This window comes from Paenarthrobacter sp. TE4293 (assembly GCF_050435325.1).
In the GTDB taxonomy this organism is placed as follows: domain Bacteria; phylum Actinomycetota; class Actinomycetes; order Actinomycetales; family Micrococcaceae; genus Arthrobacter; species Arthrobacter nitroguajacolicus_C.
Map to the genome: position 1 here is coordinate 320,693 of NZ_JBNJRY010000003.1, position 16,614 is coordinate 337,306.

General features: G+C 62.4%; 18 protein-coding genes. 8 read left to right on the forward strand and 10 right to left on the reverse strand.

From position 1 onward, the window contains the following. Positions 1-31: 31 nt before the first annotated feature. Positions 32-1,045, forward strand: coding sequence for a phosphatase PAP2 family protein (locus tag QF015_RS07785; protein ID WP_429388180.1), 1,014 nt, complete (start codon positions 32-34; stop codon positions 1,043-1,045). A 104-nt stretch (positions 1,046-1,149) separates the two neighbouring features. Here the strand turns inward: QF015_RS07785 and QF015_RS07790 are convergent, their stop codons facing one another. Then, positions 1,150-1,410 carry a hypothetical protein gene (locus QF015_RS07790; RefSeq protein WP_310206459.1) on the reverse strand — a complete coding sequence of 87 codons (261 nt, stop codon included), beginning with the start codon at positions 1,408-1,410 and terminating at the stop codon, positions 1,150-1,152. A 227-nt stretch (positions 1,411-1,637) separates the two neighbouring features. Between QF015_RS07790 and QF015_RS07795 the strand changes: the two genes are divergently transcribed. Further along, positions 1,638-2,987 (forward strand): acyltransferase family protein, encoded by a 1,350-nt coding sequence (locus QF015_RS07795; protein ID WP_429388182.1) that lies wholly within the window; start codon positions 1,638-1,640, stop codon positions 2,985-2,987. 91 nt (positions 2,988-3,078) lie between these two features. Here QF015_RS07795 and QF015_RS07800 read toward each other — a convergent pair whose 3' ends face one another. Continuing rightward, entirely contained in the window at positions 3,079-4,296 is a 1,218-nt protein-coding gene (locus QF015_RS07800; RefSeq protein WP_429388184.1) for an MFS transporter, read from the reverse strand. A gap of 150 nt (positions 4,297-4,446) precedes the next feature. Beyond that, a complete protein-coding gene (locus tag QF015_RS07805) occupies positions 4,447-4,719 on the reverse strand; it encodes a hypothetical protein (protein WP_429388186.1) in 273 nt (90 codons plus the stop codon). Between the two features lie 229 nt (positions 4,720-4,948). Between QF015_RS07805 and QF015_RS07810 the strand changes: the two genes are divergently transcribed. Beyond that, the gene (locus tag QF015_RS07810; protein WP_429388188.1) at positions 4,949-5,455 is read left to right on the forward strand and encodes a hypothetical protein; all 507 of its coding nucleotides are present in this window, start codon (positions 4,949-4,951) and stop codon (positions 5,453-5,455) included. An 81-nt stretch (positions 5,456-5,536) separates the two neighbouring features. Beyond that, complete coding sequence (locus QF015_RS07815; protein WP_429388190.1) at positions 5,537-6,106, forward strand: hypothetical protein; 570 nt, start codon at positions 5,537-5,539, stop codon at positions 6,104-6,106. Positions 6,107-6,188: 82 nt separating this feature from the next. Here the strand turns inward: QF015_RS07815 and QF015_RS07820 are convergent, their stop codons facing one another. Next, positions 6,189-7,247: a hypothetical protein gene (locus QF015_RS07820; RefSeq protein WP_429388192.1), complete on the reverse strand. Its 1,059-nt coding sequence runs from the start codon at positions 7,245-7,247 to the stop codon at positions 6,189-6,191. 557 nt (positions 7,248-7,804) lie between these two features. Here QF015_RS07820 and QF015_RS07825 point away from each other — a divergent pair. Then, on the forward strand, positions 7,805-8,974 hold the full coding sequence (locus QF015_RS07825; RefSeq protein WP_429388194.1) for a choice-of-anchor P family protein: 1,170 nt from the start codon (positions 7,805-7,807) through the stop codon (positions 8,972-8,974). Positions 8,975-9,088: 114 nt separating this feature from the next. Here the strand turns inward: QF015_RS07825 and QF015_RS07830 are convergent, their stop codons facing one another. The 4 genes from QF015_RS07830 to QF015_RS07845 all read right to left on the reverse strand — a co-directional run bounded on the left by QF015_RS07830 (position 9,089) and on the right by QF015_RS07845 (position 12,898). Next, a complete protein-coding gene (locus tag QF015_RS07830) occupies positions 9,089-9,961 on the reverse strand; it encodes an MBL fold metallo-hydrolase (protein WP_429388197.1) in 873 nt (290 codons plus the stop codon). Positions 9,962-10,079: 118 nt separating this feature from the next. Continuing rightward, complete coding sequence (locus tag QF015_RS07835) at positions 10,080-12,113, reverse strand: S8 family serine peptidase (protein WP_429388199.1); 2,034 nt, start codon at positions 12,111-12,113, stop codon at positions 10,080-10,082. 336 nt (positions 12,114-12,449) lie between these two features. Next, positions 12,450-12,662 carry a DUF4177 domain-containing protein gene (locus tag QF015_RS07840; protein ID WP_024817767.1) on the reverse strand — a complete coding sequence of 71 codons (213 nt, stop codon included), beginning with the start codon at positions 12,660-12,662 and terminating at the stop codon, positions 12,450-12,452. A gap of 164 nt (positions 12,663-12,826) precedes the next feature. Further along, positions 12,827-12,898 carry a hypothetical protein gene (locus QF015_RS07845; protein ID WP_397337083.1) on the reverse strand — a complete coding sequence of 24 codons (72 nt, stop codon included), beginning with the start codon at positions 12,896-12,898 and terminating at the stop codon, positions 12,827-12,829. A gap of 95 nt (positions 12,899-12,993) precedes the next feature. Here QF015_RS07845 and QF015_RS07850 point away from each other — a divergent pair, with 95 nt between their 5' ends. Next, the gene (locus tag QF015_RS07850; protein WP_397337085.1) at positions 12,994-13,167 is read left to right on the forward strand and encodes a helix-turn-helix domain-containing protein; all 174 of its coding nucleotides are present in this window, start codon (positions 12,994-12,996) and stop codon (positions 13,165-13,167) included. 101 nt (positions 13,168-13,268) lie between these two features. On the opposite strand, the gene QF015_RS07855 is transcribed toward QF015_RS07850, so the two are convergent. Next, positions 13,269-14,228 carry a helix-turn-helix transcriptional regulator gene (locus QF015_RS07855; RefSeq protein WP_429388202.1) on the reverse strand — a complete coding sequence of 320 codons (960 nt, stop codon included), beginning with the start codon at positions 14,226-14,228 and terminating at the stop codon, positions 13,269-13,271. Positions 14,229-14,322: 94 nt separating this feature from the next. On the opposite strand from QF015_RS07855, the gene QF015_RS07860 reads away from it, so the two are divergent. Both QF015_RS07860 and QF015_RS07865 read left to right on the forward strand, forming a co-directional pair. Further along, on the forward strand, positions 14,323-14,688 hold the full coding sequence (locus QF015_RS07860) for a VOC family protein (RefSeq protein WP_429388204.1): 366 nt from the start codon (positions 14,323-14,325) through the stop codon (positions 14,686-14,688). Positions 14,689-14,741: 53 nt separating this feature from the next. Continuing rightward, entirely contained in the window at positions 14,742-14,975 is a 234-nt protein-coding gene (locus tag QF015_RS07865) for a hypothetical protein (RefSeq protein ID WP_429388206.1), read from the forward strand. A 158-nt stretch (positions 14,976-15,133) separates the two neighbouring features. Here the strand turns inward: QF015_RS07865 and QF015_RS07870 are convergent, their stop codons facing one another. After that, complete coding sequence (locus tag QF015_RS07870) at positions 15,134-16,612, reverse strand: dihydrolipoamide acetyltransferase family protein (protein WP_429388207.1); 1,479 nt, start codon at positions 16,610-16,612, stop codon at positions 15,134-15,136. Between the last annotated feature and the right edge of the window lie 2 nt (positions 16,613-16,614).

Genomic DNA, 16,614 nt, shown 5'->3' on the forward strand with positions numbered 1-16,614 from the left:
TGTTAGGAAGCGTAAACCCGTCACCTAACACGTGTCAAGCGTCACAGGAATGTTGCACGCACCTCACTTTGCCCCGCCACGCGCAGGGCGAACTCACACGGGCTGTCCAGAGAACTGTGGCACCCTAGACAGAATGAGTTCCCAGCAATTCCGCACCAGCGGGAGGTCGAGCAAACGGCCGCTTCAGCAACGCAACGCAGGCATCGGAACCGGGTTCCTATTTATCCTGGCCACGATCGCCAGCGTGGTGGGCCTGGCCGCGACGTACTACTTCTTTGTTCGCACCACCATGGGCCAGTTCATCGACGAGTCAGCGCTGGTGGAAGCCACCGTCCTGGGTGGAACAGCCGGCAGGGCCTCAACTGAATTCCTGGACATGCTGCCCATGATGTCCCTCGCGATCGCCGCCATCATGGTGCTGTTCGTGACCATCGCACGCCGCCGCTGGAAAGCCGCAGGCATCGCCGTGGCAGCCTGCATCGCCGCCAACGTTGCCACCCAGATCCTCAAGTTCCTCATTCCGGACCGCCCCGACCGCGGCGTGCAGACCCTGGAACTGAACTCACTCCCCTCAGGGCACACCACACTCGCCGCCTCTGCTGCAGCCGCGGTATTCCTCATGGTTTCGCCCCGGTGGAGGCCCCTTGCCGGGTTCCTGGGCAGCTCCTTCGCCGTGGCCACCGGCGTTTCCACGCTCATCAACCAGTGGCATCGTCCAGCCGACGTCGTGGCAGCCTTCCTGGTAGTTGGCGCCGTCATGCTCCCCGCCGGTTGGCTCATCCTCCGCACAGGCAGCAGCTGGAACGTTTGGAAGGGCTACGGCGAACACTGGGCCGCCTCCAGGCTATGGGTCTGGCTCACTGTTGTCGCCCTTGCTCTGGCGATGATTGTGGCCGCCTACTCACTGATGCAGGTAATGCCCGGCTTGAGCACTGACAGCACCATCGACTACTTCTGGGCCGGCACGGCCTTCATTGTGATCGCCGGCTACCTGTCCGCCCTGGGCGGCACCTGGCTCTTCGGGCTGGCGGCGCGGAAGAGCTAGGCTCTTCAACGCACGACGGCGGCGCACCACTTCGCGCCGACCGCACCAGAGGCCGTGGGGCCGGCGCCTCGACGACCCGCGACGGCCCGCGAAGGAGCTAGAGCCTAGTCCTCCGGGCCCACTGAGTCGAAGAATTTGGGTTCTTCCATCGACACGGGCCCGCGCGCCCTGGCCTGCTCGTGAATGAACTGCCGATCCTCGTCAGTGAGCTGCGTGCCACCATGGGCGTCCACGGAGTCACTCTCCCCCGTCTCGCCATTGATGATCGCCGTGACCGTCCTCGGCACAATCATGGTTCCCGGATTATCGATGAGCCATTGCTGGGTGTCCGGTGAGAGCTGGTTCCAGAATTCTTTAATGTGCACAACTATCAGCACTGCCCTTCATTGGTGGGGTGGATTCATGGAATGCGCCATGTGCGCCGATGCAACACTCGGTGATCGGGGGCGAGGTCCTCTTTAAGGCTACGCCCGGCCCTGCCATTCTTGACCCGAAAGAATCCAGGTTTCTGGGGAATGACGTCGACTCGAAGCCATCCATGGGTTACAGTTAATCCACTCGATGGATAAACAATGATTTCCCAGGAGCATCTATGTCTTCCACCCTCAGGCCTGGCCCAAGCCGCAAAGCCCCAACGGCACCCGTTCCCGCATCCCGCGATCTCGTCGTCGATTTCATACGCGTCGCGTGCATGTTTGCCGTTGTCGCGGTCCATCTGCTCATGATGGGCATCAGCGTGGACGAGTCCGGCATCGGGGTGGGCAATCCCCTGACGTCGTTGAGCTGGTTCGCGCAGGGTACGTGGTTCGGTCAGGTCATGCCGCTCTTCTTTGTCGTGGGCGGTTTCGCTTCGCTCACCTCGTGGCGAAGCCTGCAACGTAAGGGCGGAGATGCCGGCGATTACCTCCGGAACAGGGTGCTCCGACTGGTGCGTCCCACTGTCGCCTTGTACGCCTTCCTCACCATTGCTTTGTGGAGCGCGACGGCGGCGGGCGTCCCGGCCGACCTTCTCACGGTGATCGCTGCAGGCGCCGGAGTCCAGCTGTGGTTCCTGGCTGCCTACCTGATCTGCCAGGCCATGGTGCCCACGATGGCCAAACTCCATGGGTTGGCACCGTACCGGACCATCGCAGCGCTGGCCGCGGGCGCCGTCGTCGTCGATGTTCTTCGCCTGGGCTTGGAACAGAATCCTTGGGGCTTCGACTCAAATCCCATCGGCTTGATGAATATGGTGTTCGTGTGGGGTTTGCTGCAACAGCTGGGCTTCTTCTACGCCGACGGCTTCTTTGACCGGTTTGCCCGGTGGAAGCTGGTTCTGGCCGCCGTTGCTTGCTATCTCGCCATGGTGCCCCTCACGCACGCCGGCCCCTACCCAGTGGACATGCTGACCAGCCAGAATCCGCCGATGTTTCCGCTCGTTCTTGTAGGCCTGGCGCATGTGCTTCTGGTGAAGGCTTTGTACCCGGTCCTGCAGCGCTGCGTGCACGTTGGCTGGGTGCAGAAGGTGATGTTCGTGGTGGGCAGCCGGGCGATGACCATCTATCTGTGGCATCTGCCCTTGATCATCGCCATGTTCGGGATTGCTTTGGTCCTGGGACTGCCCTTCCCCGAGCCCGCCAGCACGGAATGGTGGCTGAGCCGTCCCCTCTTCTATGTTGCAGCGTGGGGGCTGGTGTTGCTGGTCTCGACTCCGTTGGTCCGGTTGGAGTTGGCCAGCACAGCCCTCGCGCCCGGTGCTGCACGCCCGTCCATGTGGCGTATTGCCGCCGGGACCGTGCTGGCCATCATTCCGCCGTTCGTGGTGATGCGGCAGTCCTTGGACGTTGCCAATGCGACGTGGGGCTTGGTCCTGCTGGTCATCGCCGTTGCCCTGGTCACGGGCAGGGTTCCAGACCGTGCGTGGAAGACGCCGCGGGTTGTTTCCGCGGGCTCGGCTTCCTGACTTCTTGGGACGCCGTTCGGCCGTAGAGCAACCCTGTGGTGTTGTTCTACGGTTGCTCACGATTCAAAGAGGGTCACCGAACAACGCGGGGTCAGTAGTTGCGCCGGTGCTTCAACCTCGGAATCGCGACGGCGAACACCACTGCCGCTGCGAAGCCCAGTACGCCTGTAGCCCAGATCCCTGCGGACAGCGACATGGCGGCCGTCAGCCCCGAGAGGAGCACCGGTCCGCCGGTCGCGCCCGAGTCGGCGATGAAGCGCCAGATGCCCAGGAAGTGGCTCCGGCCGTTGTCCGGTGAAAAGTCAGCACCGAGCGTCATAATGAGCCCCGAGCTGATGCCGTTCCCGAATCCGATCAGCAGCGCAACCAACAGCAGCGGCACGAACCCGGCAGTGAACGGGATGAGGATCAGGGCCGACCCCATGATCACGGTAGACGGGATGGCCACCCACTGCCGCCCCTTCCTGTCCATGAGCTTCCCGGCAGGGTAGAACACCAGCATGTCGATCGCCCCGGACAGGCCGAAGAGCAGGGAAGCATGCGTGGCATCAAGGCCCAGGTGATCCGCCCACAACGGGATAACCACCTGACGGGAGGCCCGTAATGCGCTAAGCAGCAGGATCCCGAAACCAACGGACAGGAAGACCCCCGCATGGGACACCGCTACGCTTCGCAACGTGGACGCCGGGGGACGAGGGCCGCCGTCAGACGCGTCGGGTGCCACCAGATCCGGGATGGTGAGCGATAAGGCCGCAGCCGCCATCATGCCCGCAAAGCCCACCCAGTACGCTCCGCTGATGCCCGCAAATTGCATGACGCCAGCGCCAACAAACGGACCAATGAAGATGCCGATCCTGGTCACGCCGCCCAGCGTGGATAGTGCCCGCGCGCGGTAAAGGACCGGGACCGCTTCTGTCAGGAATTTCTGCCGTGCAAGGTTGAAGACGCTGGCCGACATACCCACCAGAGTCATGGATGCGGCAAGCAACCAGAGCCCGTGCTCCATTTGCGGTGCGAACGCCGCCGCACCCAGCGCCATGGCACCCAGGACTCCGGCACCAACGATCGACCATCGTTCGCCGAACTTCTCCGTGATGATCGATGCCGGAATGTTGAAGATCCAGGAGCCCAGTCCGATCAGCGTCACGATGAGGGCCGAAACAGCCACAGACGCCCCGAGGTCCCGCGCCGAGAGTGCGATGACCGGAAGGACGGCCCCTTCACCGATACAGAACAGCAGTGCGGGTCCGAAGGCCGGCAAGGCAACGCTGCGAAGGCTGAACGCTTGATTCGTCTGAGTCCTGGTCATCCCTTTCATCCTAGGACCGCGGTAGCTGCGATAGGGGTCAGCATTACGTTGTGCAATGCGGATCAGCGCAGCAGTGTGTCCCGCAGTTGTTGCGGCTCCGGGAGCCGAAGCCGCAACAACTGGATACGAAGCGGGATTGCTTTCCGCGGACTACCTTCGGTTGGCTGCCACGTTCCGGCGGCCACCTGCGGCCAGGATGAGGCCCAGGAGGAGCATCGCTCCTGCCCAGAGGACGAAGGTGCCGTTCAGGCCCGTAGAGGCCAGTGCGCTGGAGCTCCCGACGGGGGTAGAGGCCGTCGGCGTCATCGCGCCGTGAGTGGAACCAAGGGTTACAACGGTGCCGGCCTGGGTGCCTGCTCCTGCAGTGATGCCGGAAGCCGAGGTGTTGCTACCAGCGGGTGGGTTGACGGTCGGCGTGTTCACTACCGGCGGGTTAACTACCGGAGGCGTGACAACCGGCGGGTTAACTACCGGAGGGTTAACTACCGGAGGCGTAACGACCGGCGGGTTCACAACCGGAGGCGTAACGACCGGCGGGTTCACAACCGGAGGCGTAACGACCGGCGGGTTCACAGTGCCCACCGAGCCGCCACCGACTCCCACTGACGTGGAACCAACGGTCACAGGAGCCGAAATCGGAATAATCAACTGAGTGCCCGAAAGCAGTCCGTCGTTGCCGGAAGTGGTGCTCCCACCGGTCGTACCAGCCGGAGCACCCCCACCGCTGGTTCCATTGTTCGTTGCTGACGAGTCACCCAACACGCCAGCGGACGTGGAGCCCACAGTCACCGGCGCGGTAATCGGCGCCACCACCTGCGTGCCCGAACCAACACCATCAGAACCACTGGTGGAAGCACCGGAAGACGTACCAGCCGGAGCACCCCCACCAGCAGTGCCGGCAGAACCGGAGGACGCCGAGGAATCACCCAACACACCAGCCGACGTGGACCCCACGTTGACCGGCGCAGTAATTGGCGCGACCACCTGCGTGCCCGAACCAACACCATCAGAACCACTGGTGGAAGCACCAGAAGACGTCCCAGCAGGAGCAGTCCCACCACCAGTGCCGGCAGAACCGGACGTCGCCGAGGAATCTCCAGCCAAACCCACGGCAGTGGCTCCGACGTTAACAGGGACCGATATCGGAGCCACCACCTGAGCGCCGGATGCGATTGACTCTCCCCCCGACGTTGTTGCCTGCGCCGGCGATTGTGCCGGTGCAGGGGCTGATGCTGCTGGTGTGGATGCTGCCGGCGTTGAGGTGGCTGCAGAGTCCCCCAAAACGCCCGCCGACGTCGACCCCACCGTGATGGGCGCCGTCACCGGCGCTACCACTTGGGTTCCCGAGGCGATACCGCCGGAACCGCTGGTCCCGGCGGCCGGCGTCGAACTTGTTGCCGCTGCTGGTGCGGCAGGTGTGGCTGGGCTCGCCACAGTGGAGCCCCCCAGCAGACCCACTGACGACGAGCCCAGGTTTATGGGCACCGTGACCGGGGCGACTACCTGCGTCCCGGAACCGATGCTGTTGGAGCCGTTGGTGGTGGCAGCAGGCACAGCGCTCGAACCTCCAGCAGTTGCCGGCGCGGACGTCGTAGCTGCTGAATCCCCCAACAGTCCCAGAGAGGTTGCGCCAGTGGTGACCGGCGCTTTTACTGGCGCTACCACCTGTGTTCCGGAAAGGATCCCATCCTTACCGCTGGTGGTGTCTGCGGCGTTGGCCGCTGTAGCGCTGAGGACAATCATGCCCCCGGCAAAGCATGTGCCGAGGAGGCACTTGCGTAGAGTCGTGTTCATTGTGATCTTCTCCTGAAGGTTTTGTTCCCAGAGGCGCCCGTTGACGGATCGCCCGAAGTACCGTCTGCCGCGCGCTGAAGCGCAGCTGGGTTGGGGAACTAGTCAGGAGAGGAGCCGGGATCAAAACAAACCGGCTTGGGATGTTGTTCATCGCTGACCACGACGAGGTCAGTAAGGAAATCTGCAGGAATGATCAGGGCGCCATGCAGGAAGGCTGCCGCGGGGCTCGGCGGTCCGTTTTGGGAGTTGCCGGAGCCGACACCCGCGAGGCCTGCAGGCACTGATTCGAGGCCAGCTGGCAAATCTGTGGGGTCTTTGACCGGCTTTGCTCCGGCTGCCGATGCCGTGTTTGGAGAGCCGAGCACACGGGATATGGACAGCGTCTGGAAAGGCTGGTTAGCGGTGCTCGGAGTAGCTGCGAGGGCAGATGGTCCGGTTCCTGCCGCAGCAGGTGCCTGGGCTGTGGCGCCGATCGGGGCCGCCGCTTTCGGTGAGCTCACGACGCCGAGATCCGGAATGGTGCCGACGCCCGGCGCGGCGTCTCCCGACGGCTCGGGCAGCAACGTGCCGACGCCTCCAGGCAGTGGCGGAAGGACCGGTGTCGCGGGTGGAAGAACGGGGGCAACAGGCGGCAGAACCTTGTCCACCACGTCCACGATCGGTTGAACAATCGGGGTGGTCACCTTGATGACTGGTTCCAGGGCAACGGGTTTCAGGGCTTCGTTGACGGGAGGGACCACTGCCGAGACTGTTTGGTCGACGGTTCCGGTTACGGGTGGAACCACCGCGTCTACAACAGTGTCGGCTGGGCCAGTCGGAATCACGTGGTTGACGACTGGAACGGTCTCCACAATGGTGTCGACCGATCCCCCAACCTGCTGCACGATGGGTGTCACCGCGGGAATCGGAACAGATATCGGTTTCGAGGGCACTATTGCTTTGACCGGCGCGGGAAGCGGCACGTTGGGGATCGGCACGCTGACGGTGGGCGCCGTCGCCTGCGGGACAGCCTCTTTTGACGCGGACCCGACGGCACCTGTTGCCGACGACACAGCAGCGGAGACATTGGACGTCACTCCGCCAAGAATTGATTGGTTATCCGCAGCGCCATTGTCCGCATTCGCGGCTGTTGCGGAGAGTGCCATCCAGATTGCCATACCGGCTCCTGCGATCACGACAGAGCGGAGAATGCTGGCAGCACGCGGAAATACGCGTGAACCCTTCATCTCGACACCCCCAGGTAGTCGCGAACCGTACGGTCGCCTTCATCCTAGGACTGGACTTACCCAATAGTCCATGGTTGGGAGTAAACAAGATCTGAACAAGGTGACTCTCTTCCCGCCGACCAGGACGTGCCGCTGCCACCCAAGAGCGTCGACGCGAAGACCGAGAATGGTGAAATTCTGATTCTAACCACGCATTCTTGTCACAGAATCCTGGCAGCTTTGTTCGGTACGAATAATTATTGGCTTGGACCCGCCCATGGCGTCGTCCGCCGAAACAAAAAGGAACTCTTAGCCGAAATCTGCGGATCTCTTGTTTTAGCCTATTTCCGGACTGTAGCGTGAGCACCATCGTAAGCACTCTTACGAGATCGTGTACTTTATCTGGGGAGTAATACATGAAACGTTCGCATGTTGCGTTAGTGGGGGCACTAACGCTTGCGCTTGCAGGGTCCGCTACACCGGCCTTTGCAGCAACAACACCAGCGCAGGTGACTACCGGATTTTCCGGCACTGCCTATGGTTCCTACATTTTCAATACGGATAAGACACTTACGTCTGGTCCTACGGCGAGTTCAAGCATCAGTTGCACCGGTGTCACTGGAAAGACATCCTCCAACACCGCGGCGGCACTGACCGTTCCCGCAGTCGGCAATGTCGGCGCGGCAACGACCAGCGTTAAAACTCTGCTGACCACTACGGGCAAGCGGATCGAAAGCAAATCCACGATCAACGGAACCAACCTCTTGGGTGGGCTGATCACTGCCGGGGCCATCACCTCGGAAAGTTCTGCGGACAAAAACACTGCAGGCGCCTTTTCTGGCACAAACAAGACGACCATAGCTGATTTGAAGGTTCTAGGTGTCGCCGTCGGGGCCAACCCCGGAGCTAACACGGTGCTCGATCTCGCCGTACCGTTGGTGGGTTCGGTTGGCAAGATCACCTTGAATGGCCAGGAGAAGCGCCTTGTTAATGGGGCATATCAGGTATCGACCACGGCGCTTCGTGTCGAGGTTCTGAAGGCTGGGCTGCCTGGGCTTAAGATCGGGACCGATATCCGTCTGGGTGTCAGCACCGCCAACCTTCCGGCCCCACAGTCGGGCTACCTTTTGGGTACGGGCTTCAGCACCCGGGCTCTACTGGCTTCGGGGCTGCTTAATTCCGGCCCCTCAGCTGTCGCCTACCTCTGGTGCGGGGGCGGGACCACGTCCGCAAACGTGGCCGGTACCACCATCCCGGGTCTCGCAACCGTCGGGGCATCCACCACGAAGGCCAGCGGCGTCCTGACACCACAACCGAAGAGCGTCGTCACCAACACCCTGGCAGGACTAAATGTGCTCAACGGACTGATCCAGGCGGATGCCATCAAGGCTGAGACGAGTGCAACTTTAGCTGCGGGAGCAAGCACGGCTACGCTGACGGATACATCCACCTTCACCAATCTAAGGATTGCGGGGCTGCCGGCCATCAACGCTTCAGTAGCCCCGAACACCGTGGTTCAGGTGGCGGGTCTCGGCCAAGTAACCCTGCATAAGGTCAGCAAGTCATCTACAGCGATCATCGTTACCATGATCGATATTGTGCTAAACCAGCCACTCGGCGCGCTGCCCACGGGATCAAGAATCCAGATCGGGTACTCCAGCACAGGAGTGACACTCTAACTGGCAGCCTGTGGGCCAGGAGTTCTCATCCCTAGCCAAAACTGAACGGTCCGTCACCACATATGGGTGACGGACCGTTCGCTTGCTTCGTTGATTGGATTCAGCAGCTTTGAATTAGGAGGGGTAGAAACCTGTCTTGTCAGGCCCGAAGTCAGGCGTAGCCAGCGAAGCACGCCCGTGGGCATTGGTCTCCTGGAGCCTCTTGATAAACCAACGTGATTGCTCCGGTCCGTAAGGCAGCACCGGAATGGCCTTCGTGGCGTCAGACGGCATGTCCCGAATCGACTGCGTGGCTTGGCGGACGGCAGTGCTCATGGTGTCGGCCATGGTCTTCACGAACTCGTCGCTTGCGGGTTTGCCGTGCCCGGGTACCAGGAACTCGTAGCGGTGGCGGAGAGCCGAGATGTGCCGCAGCGCATCGGCCCACTCCTCCGGGTAGGAATCCTCGAACGATGGATGTGCGCCCTGCTCCACCAGGTCACCCACATATAACGTGGTGCTGGTCCCTACCAGGAGGTCGCCGTCAGTATGCGCACGGCCCAAGTAGAAGAGGGTGGCGGTGATCCCACCGAGGTCCACCAGGACGGGCTGATCGTGAACCAGGGCGTTGGGAACAACGATGTCGACGGCGTCCCCCTCCCCCGCCGCCATCTCCGGCTCGTTGGTGGCAACGAAACGGCGCTGGTTGTCGGCGTCCTTTTCGATGGCTGCCGCACAGTTCGCGTGCGCCCAGAACTCCGTGACGCCGTCATCCGCGAAAACGGCGTTGCCGAAGAAATGATCGTAATGCGCATGGGTGTTCACCACCACCAGCGGAAGCTGGGTCTTTTCACGGACTGCTGTAAGGATCTCCCGGCCTTGGCGGGGGCCACAGCCGGTGTCGATGACCATGGCAAGTTCAGACCCCACCACGAGCCCTGTGTTCAGTAAGGACCCCTCGGTTTCCAGGACGAAGTTGTTCGGACCGAGTTCTAGCCAAGCTGACAATTGATTCTCCGTATACAGTGCAATCCGGCGATGTTCAGGCCTCTACTCTACCCACGGAAAGCTGGGAAACAGCGGAACGAATGCACCAAACGCGGCGCACTGATTGACGCGGAGTGTTTCAGAGGATGGCGGTCATGATGTTCCAGCCGGACCCTACCTGAGTGGCATAAATCCAGCCGCCCGAACCGTTGCCGCCGTAGAGCACAAGGTCACCATTGCTGGCCCGACCCAAAAGGTCCACGGTGCCGTCCCCGTTGAAGTCGCCTGGAGATTCGATGGCGGTCATGATGTTCCACCCTTGGCCGATCTGGCCTGCTGCCAGCCAACCACCGGATCCATTGCCCGGGTAGAGCAGAAGCGCTCCGGAGCCATTGCGCGCCACGACATCGGCTTTGCCGTCGCCGTTGAAGTCACCCACGCCCTCAATGGCTGTCATGACGTTCCATCCCTGACCGATCTGGCGGGCAGGAAGCCAACCACCGGAACCATTGCCCGGGTACAGCCACAGGACACCGGCGGAGTCGCGGGCAATAACGTCGGCCTTGTAGTCCCCGTTGAAATCCCCGGGGGCTTCAATAGCAGTCATGACGTTCCAGCCCGAGCCGATCTGGCGGGCAGCAAGCCAACCACCGGAACCATTGCCCGGGTACAGCCACAACCGGCCGCTGGAGTCACGGGCCAGGACATCTGCATTGCCGTCGCCGTCGAAATCACCCGGAGCCTCGATAGCGGTCATGCCGTTCCAGCCCGAGCCGATCTGGCGGGCAGCAAGCCAACCGCGGTAGCCGTTGCCTGCGTAGAGCCACAACCGTCCGCTGGAGTCACGGGCCAGGACGTCGCTGCGGGAGTCGCCGTCGAAGTCGGTGATCTTCCTCCTGTGGACTGGAGCCGTGCCACCGTACGTGCTGAGTGCTTTGTTGGCATCTACAAGGCCGGCCCCGCAACCAGCCGGGCACCCCCCGGGAAGAGGCCGCGAGGTGGCCTTCAACTGTTGTTCCAGCTGGTCCGGCGTGAGGCTGCTGCCCTCGGCCGAGATCAACAACGCTGCCAACCCGGCCACCTGGGGGGCCGCCATGGAAGTGCCCTGCATCCAGGCGTAGGCCGACCCGGTGCTGGTGGTTTTGCCGAAGTTGAAGGTGGAAAGGATCCCGTTGTTGGCGGCCTGGCTCATGTCGCCGCCAGGTGCCGTCACGTCCACTGCGCTGCCATAGTTTGAGTACTGCGCACGGGCGCCGGAGGCGTTGCTGGCGGCGACGGTGATGACGTTCTCGCAGTTGGCCGGGCTCGCATCGGCAGCAGGACGGTTGGAGTTTCCTGCTGAAACAACAACAACAGCACCTGCGTTGTGGGCGAAATTAATGGCGTTTTGGTAAGTAGCTGAGCAGGGCTTGATGCCGCCGAGGCTGAGGTTGATCACGCGGGCCGGCTTGGGGTTGACCGGAGCACCGGCAACAACTCCGCCGGCTGCCCAGATGATGGAATCAGCGATGTCGGATGTGTACCCGCCGCAGTAGCTCATGGCACGTACGGGCAGGATCTGTGCATAAGGCGCAACGCCCGTGATGCCCTGTCCGTTGTTGGTAACCGCAGCGATAATCCCGGCGACGTGGGTGCCGTGCCACGACGAATTTTGGGCTGGGCTTCCCACCTCGCATACACCGGCCGGTTCCCAGTCACCTTGGTCAGTGGGGTCCGGATCGCGGCCGTCGCCGTCCCGGGCGTCCTCGGCGGTGGCAATCATGTCATAGCCGGGCAGGACGTTCCCGTCCAAATCCTCGTGTCGGGTGATTCCGCTGTCCACCACCGCAACAACAACGTTCTCGCCCTGGACGTAGTCCCAGGCACCGGCAGCATTGATGCTGGCAGGACCCTTCAGGTTCCACTGATCCGGGAAGCCTGGGTCAGTGGCATCCGCGGTGGTTTGCATGATGTCATCCGGCTCCGCATAGGCAATCGCGGGATCGGTGCGCAGCGTTTTGACGAAGAGTGCAGACTGGGCGGCGGACAGCGGCTTATCCAATTTGATGACATGCCCGCCCGTGGCGTTCTGTCGGGAGATCTCTGCCACGGCACCAAGTGCGCTGGCCGCTTTGCCGGCAACATCGCGTGCTGCTTTGTCGGCGGACTGGGCAGTGGCGTCCTTTATCCCCACAATGAACTGATCTGTGGGAGATCCGGGGGCGGGCTTCAACACCTGAGGCCCTGCCGGAACAATATCCACGGTGTCTGCTGTGGCTGGCTGGACCGCCAGTCCACCGCTGATCAGAAGAGTAGTGAGCGCTAGACCTGCAGCTCTCAGAGACCGGATTCGGGAGTCTTTTACCATCGGGGCATCCTCGGGACGTCGCAACCAACCCTGAGCGGCTGATTGCGGGCAACTGGAGACCACCAGTTGACCCCCAAGGAATTGTAAGCTGACTCCCGGCTTTAACGTGTACGACCCGCGGTTTGTGACTACTTCTGCGAAAGCGCCCTGGGAAAGAAAGACCTAGCCGACGCGCTCAAACACCATCGTCGCCTGGATTCGGTCACCCCCGCCGATCACTCCCTTGCTCCCGCTGCTGGCGGTGGTGATCGTGTGGAGCCGGTATCCCTTGGCGGCTTGATCGTTGATGGCCTTTTCCAGCGAAGGAAGGTTGCCCGACCCGGCGCCCCACATTTTCTCTTTCAAGATCACCTGGAGGACTACGTATTGCTGCATTGCGCCACTTCCTTCTATAGCTGGACGGTTGCGTGCAAGGGTACTCGACGCCGATGGCCGGCCGTCGTCTTTCGAAGAGCAGTGCACTGACTTCGTTTTCAGCCATGGGGCAATGCTCGGTTCCTTTGGGGATCACAAAAACGTCTTTGACGGGGCCAACACTTTCATGCGTGCATTCGTGCACCCTTGACCATCCGGTCCACCACGTTCCGGGGCCCGCGGAGCGCAATCCCCACCAGGTCGAGCTCCTGCGCAGCGACATCGCCGAAGCGGCCCAATTACTGGGTGCGCACCCGAGCCATTTGGTGCGAGCATTTCCAAGGCCTACGGCATCGCCCCCTACCGCTACGCCACGGGGCGCCGAGTGGACCGTGCCCGACGACTGCTGCTTGATGGCCGGCCGGCTGCTGAGGCGGCAGTTGAGGCGGGTTTCCACGATCAGTCGCACCTCACCAGGCATTTCCGGCGGGTCCTCGGAACAACACCAGGAGCGTTCGCCGCCTGACGCACCCACACAGGAAGAGCGGCTACGACCGACCGTGAAGCGTCACGTGGTAGCCATCAGAATCCGCGAAAGTGAAGGTGCGGCGGGGTGCAGCCTGCCATTCATGGCGCCGAGTGCCTTTCTGCCAGATCCCTGGCGAGCTGACCGACACGTTTGCGGGCTGCCTCGGGGGTGAGTATCTCGATGTGATCACCGAATTGGAGAAGTTGACGCACCGACTCGATGTCGGGATAGCGGACTACAACTTCGCACCAGCCGTTTTCTGAGCCCGTGACCTCGTGAATGCGGGTGCCGAGGATACGCCGCGCCAGGTCGAGACGGCTCTCCCGGAGACGGACGGTTACGTTTACCCGTCCCGGCGTCTCGACGCGTTCCTTTAACGCAGCCCACTTGGAACGGAGGGTCTGGTGTGAGCGGAGGGCCGCTGGCGCGTCGAGTTCTTCGAAGGCTGAGAGACGTTCCACAGAGAACAGCCGCCCGGTCCCCTCGTCGTCGGCGATGAGGTACCAGCGGCCTGATTTCGCCACGATTCCGTAGGGGTCGACGACCAGCGTCGAGGGCTCATCCTCGGCGCTGCGCCGATATTGGATGCGCATCCGCCGTCGGTGTCGCAGCGCTGAGGCTAGATCCGCAATGTCCGTATTCGCCTTCGAGTCGGCAAGCCACGCGTTGCTCTCCACCAGCACCAGGTCGGCCAGTCGCGGCACATTCGGAGAGCCGTGCTCTGCGGTCAGGCGGGCGGCGATTTTGCGCTCGGCCGACTCACGGACCGCAGTCAGTCCTAGGCGCTCAAGTTGGACGCTATCCAAACCAGCAACCGAGAGGGCCTCCAGCTCTCGCGGTTCCAAGTGGGATGCGTTCAGCCGCGCTCCTGGGAGCAGGACGATCCCACCGTTCCTGCCCCGTTCGGCATAAACGGGAACACCTGCCGCTGCGAGCGCGTCGACATCACGCAGCACGGTTCGCCGAGACACCTCCAGACGTTCGGCGAGCTCTGTGGTGGTAATGCGCTGACGTGTCTGCAGGAGCAACAAGAGGTGCAGCAACCTCGAAGCCTTCATACTGACAAATTTTCGCAGAAAAGGTGACAGGTCTTGTCGTGATTAGGCGATCAACTGGTGCGGTACTGAGAGGCCAACGACCTATGGAGCGTCTATGCCTGCACCCAATCTGTTCTTAATCTATGTCCGCGACGCGGAAGCCGCCACAGCTTTTTACAGCGATCTGTTCGAGATCGAGCCGACCTTCACGAGTCCCCGCTACGTAGCCTTCGAGATTGCCCCCGGTGTTCTGTTCGCGCTATGGACAGGCCGCAGCGAGCACGCGGTCCCGAGCACTCCGCGCACGTGCGAGGTCGGGTTGATGGTATCGGGCTCAGCAGCCGGAGTGGACGAGACTTTCACGAGTTGGGCCGCGAAGGGAGTCCATGTAGTGGAGGAACCCTACGACGATGTCTTCGGCCGTACGTTTGTGGCCGCCGACCCCGACGGCAATCTCATCCGGGTCTCCCCGGTGGACTGACCGGAGGACAAGGGGCTATGTACCCACGCGTTCCTGGGTGGAATGCTGTGTTGATGGATATCCGAGAGTGGTGGCCTCTGCTCAATGCAGAAACCCGCGACTGGCTCATTGACCACAACGGCGAGCCACTGCCGCCGAATGTAGTCGCCCGCATCATGACCGCTACAGGGGGCACCACCGATTCCAGGTGGTGGGCCAGCGAATCAACAGACGGCCCCCATCTCTCGGACGAAGCTGTGGACTGGATCGAGGGTGTGGCGAACGACGAGGATCCAACCGTCAGCTGAAGTAGTTTCGAAGCGGCCCGCAGAAGGATCGTCTACCACACCCGACCGGCGGGCCACCCGCAATGGGAGGCCCGCCTGTGGGCAGATACCGAGGAACTACTCGGGTGGTGAGAGAGCGACCCGTCCAAACCCGTCGGAGGTGGGAGAGCGTGCGGGGGTTACATATCCGCGAGCGCTCCACCAGGGTTCTCGATTGCGTCAGCCACGTACCGCAGGAAGCCCGCAGCCGTTTCGCCGTCACACACGCGGTGGTCAAAGGCGAGGGTCAGTTCGGTAACCTTGCGGACGGCCAGCTCACCGTTGACCACCCAGGGCTTGTCGATGATACGACCCACGCCGAGCATCGCAACCTCGGGGTAGTTGATGATCGCGGCCGAGCCGTCCACTCCGAATACACCGTAGTTGTTCAGCGTGAAGGTGCCCGACCCCAGCTCGGTTGGAGTCGCTTTACCCTCACGGGCGACGGCCGTCAGTCGCCGGATCTCTGCGTCCAGTTCGCGGGCACTCAACTCATGGGCGTTGCGCACAGACGGGACAACGAGTCCGCGGTCGGTCTGGGCAGCGAAGCCGAGGTTGATTCCGTCGAAGCCGACGATCTCCTGCGAGCCGTCCGAAGCAGTTTCAAAGCGCGTGTTCAGGGCCGGGTACTTTTTTAACCCAGCCGTGACAAAACGGGCGATGAAGGCAAGCAGCCCGGGGGTATCGTGCGGTGCGTGCTTCTTGAGTTCGGCCCGCATCTCCAGCAACGCGGTAGCGTCCACGTCGACCCAAACGGTAGCTTCGGGGATCTCAGAGCGGCTGCGGGTCATGTTCGCGGCCACTGCCTTGCGGACCCCACGGACAGGTGTCCGAGCAAAAACAGGCAAGCCAGTCCGGCCATCCACGGCGCCCGCCTCAGCAGAAGCGGTGACCGGACCAGGAGCAGCAACACCGGAAGCAACAGGAGCAGCCGCCGGAGCCTCTGGCGCAGTGATGGCAGCCTCCACATCCCTGCGCATGATCAGTCCGCTGGCACCTGAGCCCTCAATCGCGTCGAGGGAAACACCGTGGTCGCGTGCCATCTTTCGAACCAGAGGCGAGATCACGGCGCTGAGCTTGCCGGGGATTCGGGTCCCGGCAACCGCCGGCTCCATCACCGGCTCAGCAACAGAAATAGGAGAATTGACGACGCCGACACTCGCCTTCCGCGGGCGGGTCCGGCCACCGGTGACTCCCCCGGGCGTACCGTACCCAATGAGCACATTGCCTGAGCCGGCTTTCTCCTCGGTCCGGTACGTCTCGGCAGCAGCTTCCACGGCGGGCGAAACGTCAAGGCCCGAGGAAACGGGAGAAGGATCAAGAGAACCAGCCGGAGCGGGAGTGGCGGCAGCGGGCAAACCCACCGAAGACCCTGCGCGAGCGATCGAGATCAGCGGCTTGCCGACGTCGAGCGTTTGACCGGCATCACCGTGCAGCTCGGCAACGGTGCCGGCGTAAGGCGAGGGCACCTCGACCATGGACTTGGCGGTCTCGACCTCGGCGATGGGCTGGTCAACCACAATCTCGTCACCCACGGCGACGAGCCAGTTCACCAGTTCGGCCTCGGTGAGGCCTTCCCCCAGGTCGGGCAGTTTGAAGACCTGCATATCTGAGCTCATGG